This window comes from Bifidobacterium apis (genome assembly GCF_036986835.1).
In the GTDB taxonomy this organism is placed as follows: domain Bacteria; phylum Actinomycetota; class Actinomycetes; order Actinomycetales; family Bifidobacteriaceae; genus Bombiscardovia; species Bombiscardovia apis_A.
This window is the reverse complement of sequence record NZ_BTXD01000002.1, coordinates 761,648-779,600: the sequence shown is the minus strand read 5'-3', so window position 1 is coordinate 779,600 and position 17,953 is coordinate 761,648. Positions and strand designations below refer to the sequence as shown.

Sequence of the window (17,953 nt, the reverse complement as noted above, 5' to 3'; positions counted from 1 at the left end):
GAGGTGCGGGGTCAGACCCTACGCCCCATTTCATCAGGAGGTAACGAGTATGGCACGTGCAGTTGGCATCGATCTGGGAACCACCAATTCCTGCATTGCAACCCTTGAGGGCGGCGAGCCCACGGTAATCGTCAACGCTGAGGGCGCGCGGACCACGCCGTCGGTGGTGGCATTCAGCAAGTCCGGCGAGATTCTGGTCGGCGAAGTGGCCAAGCGCCAGGCGGTCACCAACGTGGACCGGACCATCAGCTCGGTCAAGCGCCACATGGGCACCGACTGGTCCGTCGAGATCGACGGCAAGAAGTGGACCCCTCAGGAGATTTCGGCCCAGATCCTCATGAAGCTCAAGAGGGACGCCGAGTCCTACCTGGGCGAGCCCGTCACCGACGCGGTCATCACCTGCCCTGCATACTTCAACGACGCTCAGCGCCAGGCCACCAAGGATGCCGGCAAGATCGCCGGTCTGAACGTCCTGCGTATCATCAACGAGCCCACCGCTGCAGCTCTGGCCTACGGTCTGGAGAAGGGCAAGGAGGACGAGCGCATCCTGGTCTTCGATCTGGGCGGCGGCACCTTCGATGTCTCCCTGCTGGAGATCGGCAAGGATGACGATGGCTTCTCCACCATCCAGGTCCAGGCCACCAACGGTGACAACAAGCTGGGCGGCGATGACTGGGATCAGAAGATCATCGACTGGCTGGTCAGCGAGGTCAAGAACAAGTACAACGTGGATCTGTCCAAGGACAAGATCGCCCTGCAGCGGCTCAAGGAAGCTGCTGAGCAGGCCAAGAAGGAGCTGAGCTCCTCCTCGTCCACCAGCATTTCCATGCAGTACCTGGCCATGACCCCCGACGGGACCCCAGTCCACCTGGACGAGACCCTGACCCGGGCGCACTTCGAAGAGATGACCTCCGACCTGCTGGGCCGCTGCCGCACGCCCTTCAACAACGTGCTGCACGATGCCGGCATTTCGGTTCAGGACATCGATCATGTGGTGCTGGTCGGCGGCTCCACCCGTATGCCCGCCGTCAAGGACCTGGTCAAGGAACTGACCGGCGGCAAGGAAGCCAACCAGACCGTCAACCCCGATGAGGTCGTGGCTGTCGGTGCTGCCGTGCAGTCCGGCGTCATCAAGGGCGACCGCAAGGACGTGCTGCTGATCGACGTGACCCCGCTCTCCCTGGGCATCGAGACCAAGGGCGGCATCATGACCAAGCTGATCGACCGCAACACCGCCATCCCCACCAAGCGGTCCGAGGTCTTCTCGACCGCCGAGGACAACCAGCCCTCCGTGCTGATTCAGGTCTACCAGGGCGAGCGTGAGTTCGCCCGCGACAACAAGCCTCTGGGGACCTTTGAGTTGACAGGCATTGCCCCGGCTCCGCGTGGCGTTCCTCAGATCGAGGTCACCTTCGACATCGATGCCAACGGCATTGTGCACGTCTCCGCCAAGGACAAGGGCACCGGCAAGGAGCAGTCCATGACCATCACTGGTGGCTCCGCCCTGCCCAAGGACGAGATCGACCGCATGGTCAAGGAGGCCGAGGCCCACGAGGCCGAGGACAAGCAGCGCCGTGAGGATGCCGACACCCGCAACGCCGCCGAGTCTGCTGCCTACCAGACCGAGAAGCTGGTCAACGACAACAAGGACAAGATCTCCGACGAGGTGGCCAAGGAGGTCACCGACAAGGTCAACGCTCTGAAAGAGGCTCTGAAGGGCGAGGACATGGACAAGATCAAGAACGCCCAGAGCGAGCTGATGACCTCTGCCCAGAAGATCGGCCAGGCCCTCTACGCCCAGCAGGGCTCCGCTGACGGTGCAGGCGCTCAGGGCGCTGCAGGTGCCGCCGGTGCTGCCTCGGGTGCAGGCTCCTCCTCGTCCGCCGATGACGACGTGGTGGATGCCGAGGTCGTGGACGACGACGACAAGAAGAAGGACGGCGAGTGACATGTCGGCCTTCGACAAGGATGATGCCGGGCCACTGAAGGGTGACCCGGCCGCCGCCGGCGGACCGGACGGGAACGAGGCCAAGGCCTCTGACGCCGCCTCGACGCCCGACCAGGAAGCGGCTCGCGGACGTCACGCCGACAAGGGCGCAGCAGACGGGAGCCAGGCTGCCGGACAGACCACGTCGGATTCCTCCGCCAAGGACGCGTCGTCAGCGGATGCTCAGGCTGATGACAAGACTGATGCTGACTCGGCCAAGGAGGAGAGCACCGACAAGGGATCAGACGGGCTGACTCCTCTGGGCCAGGCCAAGAAGGAGGCCGCCGATTATCTGGAGGCCCTCCAGCGCGAGCGGGCCGAGTTCGTCAACTTCCGCAACCGTGCCAAGAAGGAGCAGGACATCTTCCGCCAGCACGGCATCGTGGATGTACTGACCGCCCTTCTTCCGGCCCTTGATGACATTGACCGGATCAAGGAGCACGGGCAGATGGACGACTCCTTCCAGGCCGTGGCCAAGAAGATCGACAAGACCTTCGAGAAGTTCGGTGTCGAGAAGTTCGGTGAAAAAGGCGAGGACTTCGACCCCACCAAGCATGAGGCCATCCTGCACAAGCCGGACCCCGATGCCAAGAAAGAGACCGTTGACACGGTTGTCGAGGCAGGCTATCGGATCGGTGACCGGGTGATCCGGGCCGCCAGGGTAGTGGTGACCTCGCCCGGGCAGTAGCAGGGACGGTGATTGCGGACCTTCCGCAGGCTGAATCGACGCCTTTGCATGCGGCGGCTGGTGGGTATGGTCCTGCCCGCCGCCGCACGCGAAAGGGCGGATTCCAATTCGATATATTCGTAGCTTATGAGGAAAGGAGACATGGATGGCTGAGAATGAATGGCTGAGCAAGGACTATTACAAGGTCCTTGGTGTCTCCAAGGACGCCAGCGAAGCGGAGATCACCAAGGCCTACCGCAAGCTTGCCCGCAAATACCATCCCGATCTCAATAAGACCAAGGAGGCCGAGGAGAAGTTCAAGGACATCTCCGAGGCCTACGACGTGCTCAGCAACAAGGAGCAGCGTCAGAAGTACGATGCCATCCGCCAGTTCGGCATGGGGGGAGCCCGGTTCGCCGGAGGCTCAGGCCAGGGTGGCTTCAACACCGATGCATTCTCGGACATCTTCGGCTCCATGTTCGGCGGGGCCGGGGCGCCGGGAGGCACCCGAATCCGTTTCGGCGATGGTTCGGGACAACCCGACTTTGCTGACATCTTCTCCTCCTTCGGTGGGGGTGCCGGCGGTGGAGGTCGGACCACTTACCAGGAGACCAGGCCCAGGCCCGTCAAGGGTGAGGATCGCAACTCGAAAATCGGCCTGTCCTTCCGTCAGGCGGTCAAGGGGGCCACGGTCTCCCTGAGTGTGGGCGGCAAGCGCTTCAAGACGCATGTCCCCGCTGGGGTTCGCAACGGCCAGCGGATCAGGTTGGCCGGCAAGGGTCGGCCCGGCAGGGACGGGGGCGCCAATGGCGACCTCTACCTGCAGATCAGCGTCCAGCCCAGCCAGCGGTTCACCATGAAGGATAGGGATCTGGTCATGACTCTGCCGGTGACGGTCTCCGAGGCTGCCCTGGGGGCCAAGGTCCAGGCCCGGGACATCGACGACCAGGTCGTCACCTTCAGGATTCCGGCCGGCTCCTCCAGCGGCGACGAGATCCGCATCGCCGGCAAGGGAGTCCAGGACCGGCGCGGCAAGGGCGACCTGGTGGGGCGGCTTGAGATTCGCATGCCTGGTCGGTTGGGCATGGCCCAGAAGAAGGCCATGCGTGACTTTGCCAAGTCCAGCGGTGACTTCGACGAGCAGATCGCCGGGGAGCGCATGAAGATATGACAATCCGGGTGCCGGATTAAGTCGGAACGAACAGCGGGGAGGAGTGATGATCATGGTCAGGGTGGATCCCGAGACCAGGCGGATTTATCTGGCCTGCGCTCGCGGCCTGGTGGCCGGGCACATCAGCCTGGATGCTGCCGACGATGCCGGCTTGGACATCGAGTTGCCGGTCTTCACCGTCGGCCAGGTCGGGCAGTTGGCCAACATCCATCCGCAGACCCTGCGCCAATACGACCGGCTGGGTCTGATTGTGCCGGAACGGACCGAGGGGGGTGCGCGCCGATACTCCCTGCGGGATCTGGACCGGCTGGGCCAGGCCCAGCATCTGAGTCAGGACGAGTCCATCAACCTGGCCGGTGTGACCAGGATCCTGGCCCTGGCAGAGGAGAATCGTCAGCTGAGGCGCCAGCTGCGGCGCTCCCACCAGTCACAGGGGTCCAGTATGTTCGCAGCCGCTGCCGACGGCCGGGTTGTCGAAGTCAGGCGGTCCAGCAGGGCCCGGCTCTGGCGGCAGGATACGACGCATGACGAGGCTGATCCGACTGATTCCAAATCGCTGATCGTCTGGAGCGTACGCTCCTGAGACAGGTGAGGGGCCTGTGCTATGGTGTACAGGTTGGCCGCTCGCCCAAGAGCTGCGGCTGACTGTCGCCTGAATGCTTTGAGTACGGGGAAACCGCTTGCGCGAAATTCGTCATTCTCTGCTTTGCACGCGGCCTGCGAACTGTCGACCGACAGTACCGTTTTCTTCCCTGTTGTGAAAGGTCATTGTGACTGCTTCATCCATGCCCGATTCCAATTCATCCAATTCCGGCCAACCCGCCGCGGAGCCCGTGACCTTCGAGCAGCTGGGGGTGCCAGAACCCTTGGTCCGCGTCCTGCGCAAGGACGGCAAGACCAGCGCCTTCCCCATCCAGCGGGATACCTTGCCCGATGCCCTGGCTGGCCGTGACATCCTGGGCCGGGGCCGGACCGGTTCCGGCAAGACCCTGGCTTTCAGCATCCCTCTGGTGGCTAGACTTGCCGCCGATCAGGAAGGACGGGCCACCCATGGTCGCGGTGGAGCCGCCGGATCAGGCAGTCTGCCACGCCCGCGCGGTCTTGTCCTGGCTCCCACCCGCGAGCTGGCCAATCAGATCGATGAGGTTCTCAATCCGCTGGCCCAGGCCTACGGCATGCGGACCTGCACTGTCTATGGCGGGGTAGGCCAGGGCCGTCAGGTCGATGCGCTTCGGCGCGGTGCCAAGATCGTGGTGGCCTGCCCGGGTCGCCTGGAGGATCTGCTCCGCCAGCACAAGCTCAGCCTGGAGGACGTGGAGATCGCCGTGCTGGACGAGGCCGACGAGATGGCCGACATGGGCTTCCTTCCCGCCGTGGAGCGAATTTTGGCCCAGGTTCGTCCGGGCGGTCAGCGCATGCTCTTCTCAGCCACCCTTGATCATGGAGTGGATGCCGTGGTCAAGCGTTTCCTCAAGGATCCCAAGATTCACGAGGTGGATTCCGCCACCCAGCATGTGGATCTGATGACCCACCACATCTTCGAGACGACGCAGGCTGCCAAGCACGACCTGGTTCGCACCTTGGCCGCAGGGCAGGGCAAGAGGATCCTATTCACCAGGACCAAGTTCCAAGCCAAGAAGCTGGCAAAGAATCTGATTGACAACGGCATCCCTGCCGTCCAATTGCATGGCAACCTCTCCCAGAGGCAGAGGGATCGGAACCTCAAGGCCTTCTCGGAAGGTCTGGTCCGGGTCATGGTGGCCACTGATGTGGCGGCCAGGGGTATGGATGTCAGTGGGGTGGATCTGGTGGTCCAGGTGGACCCTCCAGCCGACTACAAGTCTTTCCTCCACCGTTCCGGGCGCACGGCGAGGGCTGGCCACTCCGGCGACGTGGTGACGGTCGTCCTACCCGATCAGCGGCGGGATACACGACGGATGCTGCGTATGGCCCATATAGATGCCAAGCCGATTGGGGTCACGGCCAACTCCCAGGAGGTAGGCGATCTTGTGGGACCCCACGCCCCCTTGGTTGAGGGTTGGTCCTTGGAGGCCGCCATGGCTGGAAGCCGAGGGTCACAGGACGGCAAGCAGACCGGTTCTCGTGGCCGTCGATCCGGCGGCCCTGCCCGTAGGAGACGGAAATACGATCGGTTCGAAAGGCGGCCGAGGGGCTCTGGCCGAGGATCTGATGGTGATGGGAGGAATCCCTATCGCAAGTGGGCTGACGAGCTTGATGAGAATCGCCCCTTTGACGGGCGTAGGCGGCACGGCCATGCCGACTCTAATCATTCCGCTCAAGCCGGTAGCTACCGAGGCAGGGGCAATCGTGGCCGTGCGGGCGGAGCTCGTGGGCGGGGTCGTCACGATGACGGTCGTTTCGATGACGGCGGTCGCACCTACCGCAACGGTAATCACAGGCATGGCGGAGGCAGGCGGAGGCGGGACGATAATCCTTTCCGTCAGGTCAAGTCCCACTGATCGCTCCCGCTGGGAGGATATACCTGTCGTGTTCATTGACCGGTCAGACCGCATGGGTCAGACCATGGTCCCCTCGCAGCTCTCCCGGAGTTGGACCTGTACAGGGAGTTCGGTGGAGATGGGCGGGCACTCCGGTGAGCCCAGGCGCCTGACCAGGGTGGAGACGGCGGCCCGGCCCAGATCAACCATGGGCTGGCGGACTGTGGTCAAGCGGGGTTGGGAGACGGAGGCCTCCTTGATTCCGTCGAACCCGGTGACGATGACCTGGTCGGGAACGCTGATACCCGCATCTGACAGGGCTCGCAGGACCCCAAGCGCCATCTGGTCGTTGGCGCACACCAGGGCTTGGGGGAGAGTGCCCTGCCTGGCCAGGCTGGCGGCGATCTGGTAAGCGACGGACTGGGAGAATTGCCCCCTGTAGATTGGCGCGGCGGAGGGCTCCAGCCCCTCTGACTTCAGACCCTCACAGAACCCTTCGTAGCGTTTGCCATTGTCTGGAGAATCATCCATGCCCGTCATGTAAGCCATCTGCCGCACCTGGTGTTTCTCGAACAGGTGCCTGACCAGGGTGTACATGCCCTTGCGGTTGCTCACGCGGACCAAGTCGAATTCGCTTTCCTGGTTGACCGGGGCATTGGCGATCATGACCACGGGCAGGCGTTTGCGCAGGAAGGCCAGGACGCTGTCAGGCACGGACCTTGCCAGGACAATCAGGCCGTCCACCTTTTCCGACATACTGTTGATCAGTTGGGGAATGTCGCCATCTTTCCCCTTCAATCCGATACTGACCATGAGGCTGAGGCCCTGCCGCCAGGATTCCAGTTCGCACCCCCTCAAGACCTCGTCGAAGTAGAGGGAATCCGAATTATTCTCCTGGGCGTGGGGTGGGTCGACGACTATGTCGGCGGCATCCTCACTGACCAGTTCGAAGTCACCGATCTGGTCCAGCTGATCGATGTTGGGCAGGAAAAGACCTATGGTATTGGTTCGCCGGGCGGCCAGACTCCGTGCGCTGCCACTTGGGAGGTAGCCCAGGAGGTTTATGGCCTTGAGCACGGTCTGTCGGGTTTCGGGCCTTACCCTCTCCGGGGTGCGCAGGACCCTGGAGACGGTGGCTATGGACACGTCGGCCTCGCGGGCGACATCGTAGACGGTCGGTTTCCTTGCCATCCGCTTTCCCTCTTTCATACATCTCATACAGCATATCATTGAAGCGTGCAGTTGATCGCAGGATTTGATAGCGCTAACATTTTTGCTTTGATTCGGTAATATGGGTAGTTATATCTAGTAATCTAAGGAAAGCATACGCTAAACTCCCATGACAAAAGCAGATTTGCACATTTTAATGTAAGCGCATACACTAGAAAGCGCGATGGTTGATCCGGTCCGGTCACAGGAAGCCGTGCAGGTCCGGGAGCCCACTCGTGCATGCACGTGCCGACTGGATTCCAATAGCAGAGGACGGATTTGGCCCGTGAATGTCAATGCGGACAAAGGAGACATATGAGACGGAAAACAGTGGCGGTGAGGATTCTCGCAACACTGGTTGCGGGGGCCACCCTCCTGGGACTGGGGGCGTGCGGCAGTAAGTCCGGGGAAACGCAGCAGGCTGCCGCAGGCAATCAGATCCTCTTCGGCGGTGACAGTGGCAGTCCAACTTTCACCCGTAATTTCAACCCATTCTCGACCAGCAAGAGGATAGGCATCAACTTCATCTACGAACCCCTCGAAGTGGTTAACAGCCTGGATGGGACCTCAACTCCCTTCCTGGCCAGCGAGCACAAGATCGTGGACCCCAAGACGGTCGAGTTCCAGATTCGTGACGGGGTCAAGTGGAGCGACGGCAAGCCCTTCTCGGCGCAGGACGTGGTCTTCACTTTCAACCTGGTCAAGAAGGATGCGGCCATGGACTCCCTGGGGGTCTGGCAACACATCTCCTCCCTTGAGGCCTCGGGATCCAAGGTGACCTTCCACTTCAAGGACAACGATGTGCCTGCAGTGTCGATCGTCAGTCAGCAGAACATCGTCCCGGAGCACATATGGAAGGGTGTGAAGGACCCTCTCAAGTGGACCAATGAGAATCCCGTCGGGACGGGCCCCTACAAGTTGGACACCTTCAAGCCCAACCAGTACACCCTGACGAAGAACAAGAACTACTGGCAGGCCGAGAAGGTCGCGGCCGACACCATCGTCCTGCCCGCTTCCAACAAGCAGTTGGACCTGGTCAACAAGAAGTATGACTGGGCCTACTCCTTCATCAACAACGTGGACAAGACCTGGGTGGGTGCTGACAAGCAGCACAACCACTACTGGTTCCCCCCGGGGGGCACAGTCTCCCTTTACCCGAACCTGACCAAGGCCCCCTTCAACGACGTGAACTTCCGCAAGGGCCTCAGCTATGCCCTTGACCGTGACAAGATCGCCAAGGATGCCGAGGAAGGTTACGTGGACGGTGCCACCCAGACCGGCCTCATCCTGCCCAACCACGACAAGTGGGTCAACGATTCCATTCCCAACAAGGGAAAGGTCTCCCAGGACGAGTCCCAGTCCCTGGAGTACTTCGCCAAGGCCGGTTACAAGAAGCAGGGTGACCAGTTGGTGGACTCCAACGGCAAGCAGCTCGAGGTCAACATCACCGTGCCCAGCGGCTACACTGACTGGCTGCGCGGCGTGCAGACCATGCAGGGCCAGCTGACCAAGCTGGGTATAGCCGTCAAGCTCACCCAGCCCCAGCCCGCCGCATACACACAGGCGCAGAACAATGGCGACTATGACCTCCTGATCTCCTCCTTCGGAGGTACCGGCAGCGTCTTCCAGGACTACAACGGCCTGCTCAACAGTGAGTTCGCGGTTCCTGTGGGTCAGTCGGCCAACGCCAACTTCGAGCGCTACAAGAACCCCAAGGCTGATGAACTCCTGGCCCAGCTCAAGCAGGCGGCCGATGAGAAGTCCCAGAAGGCCATAGTCGACCAGCTTCAGCAGATCGTCTACGACGACGTGCCTGTGATCGGTCTCTTCTACGGCGGTCTTTGGGGCCTGTTCAGCACACGGAACTACACCGGCTGGCCCAGTGAGGACGACCCCTATACCTCACCCAGCACCTGGACCCAGTCGGTCCTCATGGTGGTAACCCATATCAAGAAGGCCTGAGAGGCCGGGCCCATCAGGGTGGACGGGAGGACAGCCCCTCCCGGCCTCCCTGTCGGGCCGCCCCCCGCCCCTGACGGATGAAAGGTCGTCACGTGCGATATTTTTTCGGGAAAATTGGTCTATTCTTCGTTACCCTCTGGGCGGCCATAACCGTCAACTTCATACTGCCCAGGATGATGCCTGGATCACCTGCCGACGCGGCCATAGCCAAATTGTCCCAGAACGGGCCGGTCACTCCTGAGGTCAGGGCTTCCATAGAAGCCCAGCTGGGCATGCCCAAGGGCAACCTGCTCAGCCAGTACTGGCAGTATCTGGGGGATGTGGTCCACCTGAACTTCGGCGTCTCGTACAGCAACTTCCCGCAGAACGTATCGGATCTGGTGGGAGCGGCCCTTCCTTGGACCCTGACACTGGTAGGGCTGGTCACGATTATCTCCTTCATCATCGGGACTGCACTCGGGGCTCTCATGGCCTGGAAGCGGGGGACCGCCGTCGACGTGACTGGTACGATCTCCAGCTCCTTCCTCTCGGCCTTCCCTTCCTTCTGGCTGGCCCTCATGCTCCTCTTCTTCCTCGGTTACAAGGCCGGCATCTTCCCGACCTCCGGCGCCTACTCGTCCACCGCGATACCCAACTTCTCGATGGACTTCATATCTGACGCCGTGGAGCACTCCATACTGCCGGCACTGACCATCCTGCTGACCTCCCTGGGCAGCTATGTGATGGGCATGCGCAACACCATGATCAACACATTGGGTGATGACTACGTCACCTTCGCCGAGGCCAACGGCCTGCGTCAGCGGACGGTCATGCTCAAGTACGCGGCCAGGAACGCCCTCCTTCCCAACCTGACCTCCTTCGGTCTGGTGCTGGGCGGCGTGGTCGGCGGTTCCCTACTGGTCGAGCAGGTCTTCAACTATCCGGGGGTCGGCCTCCTCCTCTACCAGGCCGTGACCAACCAGGACTACCCCCTGATGCAGGCCATCTTCCTGATGATCACCATCAGCGTGCTGGTGGCCAACTTCATCGTGGACATTCTTTACGGGGTCCTTGACCCGAGGACGAGGAGGTGAGGGCGATGACGAACAGCATCGTCAGCACAGGGATGCAGACTTCCGCACAAGGGGACGGGAATGACCCTCAAGGGCCGCAGGTCCGTACAGCCAGAGGCCAGAACCCTGTCCTCAGGGCCCTGGAGGTGATAGGCAAGGGGTTCAGGACGGTCTGGGAGGTGCCCAAGGCCAGGTTCGGCCTGATCCTATTGGCCTTGATTGTCCTTTCGGCCCTCTTCGCCCCTTGGCTCAGCCCCTATGATCCCAAGGCGGGTGATTTCGAGGCCAGTATAGGACCCAGCGCCCAGCACTGGCTTGGCACCACCAGCAACGGGCAGGACGTCCTCTCCCAGCTCCTGTGGGGCGGAAGAGTCTCCGTCATGGTGGCCATGGTCTCCGGCCTCCTATCCACCTGCATAGCCGTGTTGGTGGGCCTGAGCTGGGGCTACATCCGTTCCTTCGCCGGGGAGTTCGTCGGTTTCATCGTCAACCTATTCCTGGTCATCCCATCCCTCCCTCTGATGATCATCATCGCTGCCTACCTCCAGAACGGAGGCATGAGCGTAATCATACTGGTCATCGTCCTGACCGGGTGGGCCTGGGGATCCCGGGTTCTGCGCTCGCAGACCCAGTCCCTGCGTTCCAGGGATTTCGTCACTGCAGCGGCCTTCAGCGGGGACAGCTCTTGGCGGATCATCTTCCATGAGATCTTCCCCAACATGCTCTCTCTGATCATCAACAACTTCTTCGGTGCGGCCACCTCCGGCGCCTTGTCGGAAGCAGGCCTGGAATTCCTGGGCCTGGGCGACTCGACCACAGTCAGCTGGGGCACCATGCTCTACTGGGCCCAGAACAACAATGTTATCCTGACCGGCCAGTGGGCACTCCTGCTGGCGCCCGGTCTCATGGTCGCCCTCCTGGCGGTCTCCATGACCTTCATCAACTTCGGTGTGGACCGCCTGAGCAACCCCCGTCTGCGTGAAGGGAAGGCATGATGGAACTGCTACGTGTCGAGAACCTGTCCGTCGAATATGACAGCCCCGATCAGGAACCGGTCAAGGCAGTCGAGGACGTGAGTTTTTCACTGGATCAGGGTGAATTCGTGGGCCTGGTCGGGGAGTCGGGGTCGGGCAAGTCCACCCTGGGCTTCGCCGTCACGCGACTCTCCAAGCCGCCGGCCCGGATCAGCAAGGGGCGTGTGCTCTTCGCGGGCAAGGACATTACCACCCTCAGCCAGGAGGAGCTTCGTAGGCAGCGGTGCGGCGGATTCGCCATGGTCCTCCAGTCGGGTATGAACGCCTTGAACCCGGTGCGGACCGTCCGCAAGCACTTCGTGGACATCTACAAGGCCCACGGGAACGTGGAGAAGAAGGATTACGAGGCCCATTCCAGGCAGCTGGTAGAGAAGGTAGGTCTGCAGGACTCCGTTCTCAACGCCTACCCGGGCGAACTGTCGGGCGGCATGAGGCAGAGGGTCTCCATATCCCTGGCACTGGCCTTGGAGCCCAAGCTCATGGTCTTCGACGAGCCGACCACCGCTCTGGACGTCCTGGTCCAACATGAGGTGATGGGGACCATCCGAGAGCTGCAGAAACAGGAGGGCTTCACCGCCATTCTGATCAGCCACGACCTCGGTGTGGTCCTCGAGTCCACCCAGAGGGTCCTGGTCATGCACAACGGGCGGATCGTGGAGGATGCCCCCAGCGAGCGGATCCTGACCGATCCCCAGGACGACTACACCAAGATGCTTCTCAGCCATTATGGCGACCCCAGAGCCGAACACGTTTCAGTGCCCGGCTTGAAGCCGCGCGATGAGGCCGCCGCCTCCGGCTCGGTTGGCGGAACCCCTTCGCAGGCCGACGATGAGGAAGACATGACGGTCACGGTGACCGGCGTCTCCAAAATCTATCCCGCCCGCAAGCGGGGTGAGGATTCAGTGACCGCCGTCAACAATGTCTCCTTCACCCTCTCCCCGGGTCAGTCCTTGGCCCTGGTGGGGGCATCCGGATCCGGCAAGTCCACGATAGCCAAAATGCTCACCGGTGTGGAAAGGCCCACCTCAGGCAACATCACCCTGGGTGGCAGGCGTGTGGATCAGATGAAGCGGCGCAAGGATCTGAGGTCACTGCGTTCCGACATCCAGATGATCTTCCAGGATCCCTATTCGGCACTCAACCCCCTCCACACGGTGGAGTACACGCTGACCAGGCCCATCCTCAATTACACGGACCTGAGGGGGGACGATGCCCGCAGGCGGATGTTGGAACTCCTGGACACGGTGGGTCTGACCCCTGTGGAACAGTATGCCGCCAAACTCCCCCACCAGTTGTCGGGAGGACAGCGTCAGAGGGTGGTCATAGCCCGGGCGCTGGCCAGCAATCCCCACGTCCTGGTGGCCGATGAACCGGTCTCCATGCTGGACATGACCCTGAGAGCCGGAATTCTGGCCCTCCTTGACGACTTGAGGGTCCGGTTGAATGTGAGCATGCTCTACATTACCCACGATCTCTTGTCGGCCCGACTGATCACCGATTCGATCATGGTCCTCAACAAGGGCACCGTGGTGGAGCGGGGACAGACGGCCCAGGTCCTTCAGCATCCTGAGAACGACTACACGATCAAGCTGCTCGACGCCATCCCCAGCCTGCGCACGCAGGCCTGAAGGCGGAAATCTATAGGAGAAACAATGATATCCCACCATGCCGTGGACAGGGGTGTGCCCTTTGGGGATCTACCCCTGCCGGAGAACATCGAGGCCATGGTCATACATGCCCCCGTGGGTGACCTTACCGCCCTCCATGCCCCCAAGGGGGTAAGGGGAAAGCGGGGAGTGGCCATGATGATTCCCGGTTTCACCGGTTCCAAGGAGGACTTCTACCAGATCAGCTCCATCCTGGGAGAGGATGGTTGGGATGTCTGGTCCTACTCGCAGAGGGGGCAGGCAGATTCGGTGGCCCCTGAAGGGAGGATGGCCTACGACAGGCGGTCCACGGCCGGTGATGCCCTGGATGTGGCCCGTATCCTGATCGAGCACACCGGGGCCAAACGGGTCCACCTTCTGGGCCACAGCTTCGGCGGGGTGGTTGCCCAGGCGGCCCTCCTGGCCGACCCTGACCTCTTTGCCAGCCTCACCCTCATGTCGTCCGGCCCCCACGGTTGGCCGGGCCGGAAGGCGGACCTGCGCCAGCGACTCCTGGACCACCCTGGCGGGGACCTGTGGAGGCTGGACAATCCGGACAGGGCCAGCCTGCCGGACGAGGAGCTGAATCCGCAAGACAGATTCCAGCGCCTTCGGGCAGAGCGGACCAGCCGAGACCAGCTCATCGGAGCCATAGACCAGCTGGCCGATCTGCATGACAGGACCGAACAGCTGGCTGCCACCGGCCTGCCCATGATGGTTTTCCATGGCGAGCACGACGATTTCTCCTGGCCCCAGGACTGGCAGGCCCGGATGGCCCGCCTGCTGGGTGCCCGCTATGAGGTGATTGCGGATGCGGGTCACTGCCCCAACATCGACAGGCCTGAGGAGACGGCGGCCCTCCTGGACGACTTCTGGGCTTCTGCGCAAGACAAACGGTGAATTTCAGCAGGAACAAGCCTATTAGCAACGAAAGCGGAGAAGATGAACACAGACACTCCACGCAGCAAGTCTCCCGATCAGGATGCAGGTGACGGCGAGGGAGACGGGGGCAGGATGCGACAGCCCAAAGGCATGACCGTCGAGAGGGGGGACTTCTCGGCTTCGTTCAACTTCAACGGGGACCTGACACTGATTGATGCAGGAGGCATCCAGATCAACCAGTTCAGGCCCGGCATCCATGACTGTCCCCTGGCTGGTCTCTGGCTGCGCCGCCATCGGGAGGGGCGGATCGACTCCATCCGACTGACCGGATCAGGTTCCCAGGCCTCTTTCGATCCGGTAGCCGACAGCCCCGTCTGGGAGGGGAGGGACCTGGGCGTCCGCTGGCGAGTTCGACTTGTTCCAAGCGCCATATCTCCTGCACTTTCCCGGGCTCTTCCATCTGGCGGCGAAAGCGGCGGGTCTGGCAGAGGGGCGTCCTGGACCTGGGAGGTATCGGTCACGATCGACCAGGGTGGCTCGACTGCCGATAGCGAGAGGCGGGAATGGGATGATGCCGCCTTGCCTGACGATCTGTGGGACCTGGTTTCCGCCCAGGATCTGGCCCTGGTGGAGCCGGCCATGGCTGCCGGTGCCGAGTCCTACATCTCCCAGTACATCGCCTATCATGTGCAGGACGTCCCCAATTTAGGCAGCGTCCTGTCAGCCCGGCAGACGATGGGTTGTGCCCCTCGACTCCCCTTGTACGTTACGGGAATCTCACAGGGATGCAGGGCATTCATGACCGACGGTTACGACTTTTACGGGCTAGGTGCCCGTCTGGGCGGTCAGCCTGCGGCCCTCGCCGATGCCGACTGGGACCGGGGGGGCATAGACCAATATGAGTTCGCCATGGCCTGCCTGCTCTCCCCCGGGGTGCCGCTGACCCAGGGAGGCCTCACCTGGCAGGTGTGGAACATGGCACTGTCAGATTACAGGGGTGACCTGGGCAAGGCCTGCGTCGCCTGTGCAGAGGCCTCTGAGGAAAGTCGGGGTCGGGCAGGCAAGACCGAGGCCGATGACGGTCCGTCCACCGGCTGCCACGACACCTCGCCTGCCTCTCCCGTTGCCTCTCAGGCTCAGTCAGCAACCTCACTCCTGATCTCTTCCGCACTGTTGAATGGCGACCCCCTGCCTGAGGATGAGTTCGGACAACTGGGAGGAGGGCCCATCCGCCAGCCAGAGGCGGACCAGACAGGCCATCTGCTTTCTTACTTCGGAAATGATGCCTGCCATGTGGTAAGCACACGCAAGGAACTGGAGGTGGCTCGCTCCCACGGACAGATTCTCCTGTCCGGCAACCCGGATACCGACCCGTCGCAGCCCACCATGGCAGCCACCACCTATGCCGGGGGTGTCTTCGCATCCCAGGTGGTCCTGGGCAACACCAACATGAACCAGCTGATTTCAGTCCAGAAGACCGGTTTGGGCCTCCTGCGCTCGCGGGGGGTCCGTATCCTGGTCCGGGTGGACGGGACCTGGTGTCTCCTGGGCCTTCCCTCGGCCTACATCATGGATCTGGGTGGATCCCGCTGGGTCTATCGTCTGGGTGATCGGACCCTGACGGTGTCCACCATCGCCCACCTGGACAGGGCCGCCATCGATATTCATCTGGAGGCCGATGGTCCGATTCGGGCCCTGTTGACTATCAGCCTGGAAGATCCGTCCGCCTGGCTCCGGAAGTTCGCTCCTGCCGAGCCCGCCCGGGGGATAGGAGGGTCCGTTTCCTTTACCCCTGCATCGGGCAGCCCGGCAGCTGAACGTTGCCCGAGTCTGAAATATGTCATCTCATCGCCCGACGCAAGGGCCGGGGACGACGGCCCCCTCTTCGATCCAGGCGCAGGGGTGCACACTACCGATCCGGCCATGGTCACCTTCCTGTCGAACGGGGGCCATACCCTGTCCGTCACCATCGCCGGATCCATGGATGGCGGCGCAATCGAGGAGAGCTCACCCGCTGCGGCTTCCGCCGCCTCCGAGCGGGAGCTCCTCCACGCCCATTACCTGGCTATGACATCCTTTATGCAGGGTCTGCATGTGGCAGGAGAGGGAAGATTCGCTGAATTCAATGACCTCCTGCCCTGGCTGGTGCAGAACGCCCTGGTTCATTTTCTGTCACCCCATGGGCTGGAACAGTACGGGGGCGCCGCCTGGGGTACACGTGACGTCTGCCAGGGGCCCCTGGAACTGGCCCTGACCTTCGGTCATACCGACCTGGCACGGACCATCCTTCTCAAGGTCTTCGCCCACCAGAACCCCGATGGCTCCCTGCCGCAGTGGTTCATGTTCGACCAGTATGCGGACCTCTACCAGCACGATTCCCATGGGGACATCCCAGTCTGGCCCCTGCTGGCGCTGGCTGAGTACATCGAGGCGGGCGGTAGGCCGGACCTCTTGGATGAGCCCGTGGCTTTTTGGCGAGATGATGCTCTTCGCCCCTCCGCATCAGTTGGACCGGTCGAAGCTAAAAGCCCGGTCACACACGGTAGCCCCTCATCCGACCTGCCTACGGTGGCCGACCATCTGGCTCGGACGCTGGACTATATCCAGTCGCATAGGGTCCCGGACACCGACCTCTTCTGTTATGGCGAGGGGGACTGGGACGATACCCTTCAGCCGGCCCAGGAGTCCATGAAAAGCCAGATGGCCTCCACATGGACCATCGCCCTCCTCTACCAGGCCTGTTGCGGATTGCAACCGCTCCTTGAGGCCGCCGGCCGCACCGACCTGGCCTCCCGCTTTGCGGGTGAGGCTGGCAGAATCAAGGCTGACTTCGCCGATAACTTTATCTTCCAAGGGGTCCTGGCCGGATACGTCAACTTCGTTGATGGACAACCCCTCCCGGTCATACACCCCTCGGATACCAGGACCGGCATACGGTACAGGTTGATTCCCATGACCCGCTCCATCATTGCCGGTCTGCTCACACCCGATCAGGAGGTGGACCACGAGAGAATCATCGAAGGCAATCTCCATTATCCGGACGGAGTGAGGCTCATGGACCGCCCGGCCTCCTTCCATGATGGGGTGACCAGGGTCTTCAAGAGAGCCGAGCAAGCCGCCAACGTGGGCCGGGAGATTGGTCTGATGTATACGCACGCCCATGTGCGTTACACGGAGGCCCTGGGCCTGCTGGGCAGGACCCGCCTGGGCCAGGAGCTCCTAAGAATCAGTCCGGTGGGCCAATTCCGCCGTCTGACCACCAGCGAGCCCAGGCAACGCAACTGCTACTTCGCCTCGTCGGACGCCGACTTCCCCGACAGGTACACGGCAGCCTCCCAATGGTCGAGACTCAAAGAGGGGTCCAAGGACCCCATAGGCGTGAGAGGGGGGTGGAGGATTTATTCCTCCGGTCCGGGCATCTACTGCCGACAGGTGGTCCAGCACCTCTTCGGCCTCCAGTTGCGCGATGGGCGGGTTGTCTTCGACCCGGTCCTGTCCCAGGAAGATGACGGACTGGAGGTGACCATGACCATATTCGGCCAGCTGCGTACCATCCGCTACCATGTGGCTGGTGGGCCGGTCGCTGGACCAGGAGACACCGGTTCAGAGGGTACAGGTTCGGATCGCTTGAGGGTTGAGGCTGATGGACGCAGGCTTGAGGGCCGGATTCTGGATCTGCCTTACCGCAAGGGCGGATTGGAAGTGACCCAGAGCCAGTTGGCCGATGCCGCCCATATCGACATATTCCTCACAGTCGACGGACAGACTGTACAGTAAGTGCCGACGCCCATGCTTACAAATGTCCGCCAGCCCGTGTCGGCAAGGAAGATAGCCGGGCAGCCAGCTGTCTGAGAGTGCTGGAAGTTTCAAAGCGGCTGCGTTAC

12 protein-coding genes are annotated in these 17,953 nt (G+C 62.1%); 11 read left to right on the top strand and 1 reads right to left on the bottom strand.

Annotation, left to right across the window (positions count from 1 at the left end; genetic code table 11):
* Positions 1-49 precede the first annotated feature (49 nt).
* The 5 genes from dnaK (at position 50) to AACP62_RS06830 (ending at position 6,305) form a co-directional block, all read left to right on the top strand.
* Positions 50-1,948, top strand: coding sequence for a molecular chaperone DnaK (gene dnaK / locus AACP62_RS06850; RefSeq protein ID WP_024627812.1), 1,899 nt, complete (start codon positions 50-52; stop codon positions 1,946-1,948).
* A gap of 1 nt (position 1,949) precedes the next feature.
* The gene (grpE, locus tag AACP62_RS06845) at positions 1,950-2,675 is read left to right on the top strand and encodes a nucleotide exchange factor GrpE (RefSeq protein ID WP_232339225.1); all 726 of its coding nucleotides are present in this window, start codon (positions 1,950-1,952) and stop codon (positions 2,673-2,675) included.
* Between the two features lie 145 nt (positions 2,676-2,820).
* Entirely contained in the window at positions 2,821-3,825 is a 1,005-nt protein-coding gene (locus AACP62_RS06840; RefSeq protein ID WP_198206119.1) for a DnaJ C-terminal domain-containing protein, read from the top strand.
* A gap of 52 nt (positions 3,826-3,877) precedes the next feature.
* Positions 3,878-4,408, top strand: coding sequence for a heat shock protein transcriptional repressor HspR (locus AACP62_RS06835; RefSeq protein WP_198176978.1), 531 nt, complete (start codon positions 3,878-3,880; stop codon positions 4,406-4,408).
* Positions 4,409-4,610: 202 nt separating this feature from the next.
* The gene (locus AACP62_RS06830; protein WP_339347336.1) at positions 4,611-6,305 is read left to right on the top strand and encodes a DEAD/DEAH box helicase; all 1,695 of its coding nucleotides are present in this window, start codon (positions 4,611-4,613) and stop codon (positions 6,303-6,305) included.
* Between the two features lie 57 nt (positions 6,306-6,362).
* Here the strand turns inward: AACP62_RS06830 and AACP62_RS06825 are convergent, their stop codons facing one another.
* Positions 6,363-7,475 carry a LacI family DNA-binding transcriptional regulator gene (locus AACP62_RS06825; RefSeq protein ID WP_029677544.1) on the bottom strand — a complete coding sequence of 371 codons (1,113 nt, stop codon included), beginning with the start codon at positions 7,473-7,475 and terminating at the stop codon, positions 6,363-6,365.
* Positions 7,476-7,808: 333 nt separating this feature from the next.
* On the opposite strand from AACP62_RS06825, the gene AACP62_RS06820 reads away from it, so the two are divergent.
* From AACP62_RS06820 to AACP62_RS06795, 6 genes are all read left to right on the top strand, one after another.
* Positions 7,809-9,455 carry an ABC transporter substrate-binding protein gene (locus AACP62_RS06820; RefSeq protein ID WP_339347252.1) on the top strand — a complete coding sequence of 549 codons (1,647 nt, stop codon included), beginning with the start codon at positions 7,809-7,811 and terminating at the stop codon, positions 9,453-9,455.
* 173 nt (positions 9,456-9,628) lie between these two features.
* Complete coding sequence (locus AACP62_RS06815) at positions 9,629-10,528, top strand: ABC transporter permease (RefSeq protein ID WP_232346830.1); 900 nt, start codon at positions 9,629-9,631, stop codon at positions 10,526-10,528.
* A 5-nt stretch (positions 10,529-10,533) separates the two neighbouring features.
* Entirely contained in the window at positions 10,534-11,502 is a 969-nt protein-coding gene (locus AACP62_RS06810) for an ABC transporter permease (RefSeq protein ID WP_339347250.1), read from the top strand.
* Entirely contained in the window at positions 11,502-13,169 is a 1,668-nt protein-coding gene (locus tag AACP62_RS06805; RefSeq protein WP_339347248.1) for an ABC transporter ATP-binding protein, read from the top strand. The genes AACP62_RS06810 and AACP62_RS06805 overlap by 1 nt, the downstream gene beginning before the upstream one ends.
* A gap of 24 nt (positions 13,170-13,193) precedes the next feature.
* Entirely contained in the window at positions 13,194-14,087 is an 894-nt protein-coding gene (locus AACP62_RS06800; protein ID WP_339347246.1) for an alpha/beta fold hydrolase, read from the top strand.
* 42 nt (positions 14,088-14,129) lie between these two features.
* A complete protein-coding gene (locus AACP62_RS06795) occupies positions 14,130-17,846 on the top strand; it encodes a hypothetical protein (RefSeq protein WP_339347244.1) in 3,717 nt (1,238 codons plus the stop codon).
* The last annotated feature ends 107 nt before the right edge of the window (positions 17,847-17,953 follow it).

Bases quoted from the DNA above. Each gene is read 5' to 3' on its own strand.
- AACP62_RS06830 (WP_339347336.1), top strand. From the start codon at position 4,611: ATGCCCGATTCCAATTCATCCAATTCCGGCCAACCCGCCGCGGAGCCC.
- AACP62_RS06795 (WP_339347244.1), top strand. From the start codon at position 14,130: ATGAACACAGACACTCCACGCAGCAAGTCTCCCGATCAGGATGCAGGT.
- AACP62_RS06810 (WP_339347250.1), top strand. From the start codon at position 10,534: ATGACGAACAGCATCGTCAGCACAGGGATGCAGACTTCCGCACAAGGG.
- grpE (WP_232339225.1), top strand. From the start codon at position 1,950: ATGTCGGCCTTCGACAAGGATGATGCCGGGCCACTGAAGGGTGACCCG.
- dnaK (WP_024627812.1), top strand. From the start codon at position 50: ATGGCACGTGCAGTTGGCATCGATCTGGGAACCACCAATTCCTGCATT.
- AACP62_RS06800 (WP_339347246.1), top strand. From the start codon at position 13,194: ATGATATCCCACCATGCCGTGGACAGGGGTGTGCCCTTTGGGGATCTA.
- AACP62_RS06840 (WP_198206119.1), top strand. From the start codon at position 2,821: ATGGCTGAGAATGAATGGCTGAGCAAGGACTATTACAAGGTCCTTGGT.
- AACP62_RS06805 (WP_339347248.1), top strand. From the start codon at position 11,502: ATGGAACTGCTACGTGTCGAGAACCTGTCCGTCGAATATGACAGCCCC.
- AACP62_RS06815 (WP_232346830.1), top strand. From the start codon at position 9,629: ATGATGCCTGGATCACCTGCCGACGCGGCCATAGCCAAATTGTCCCAG.
- AACP62_RS06825 (WP_029677544.1), bottom strand. From the start codon at position 7,475: ATGGCAAGGAAACCGACCGTCTACGATGTCGCCCGCGAGGCCGACGTG.
- AACP62_RS06820 (WP_339347252.1), top strand. From the start codon at position 7,809: ATGAGACGGAAAACAGTGGCGGTGAGGATTCTCGCAACACTGGTTGCG.
- AACP62_RS06835 (WP_198176978.1), top strand. From the start codon at position 3,878: ATGGTCAGGGTGGATCCCGAGACCAGGCGGATTTATCTGGCCTGCGCT.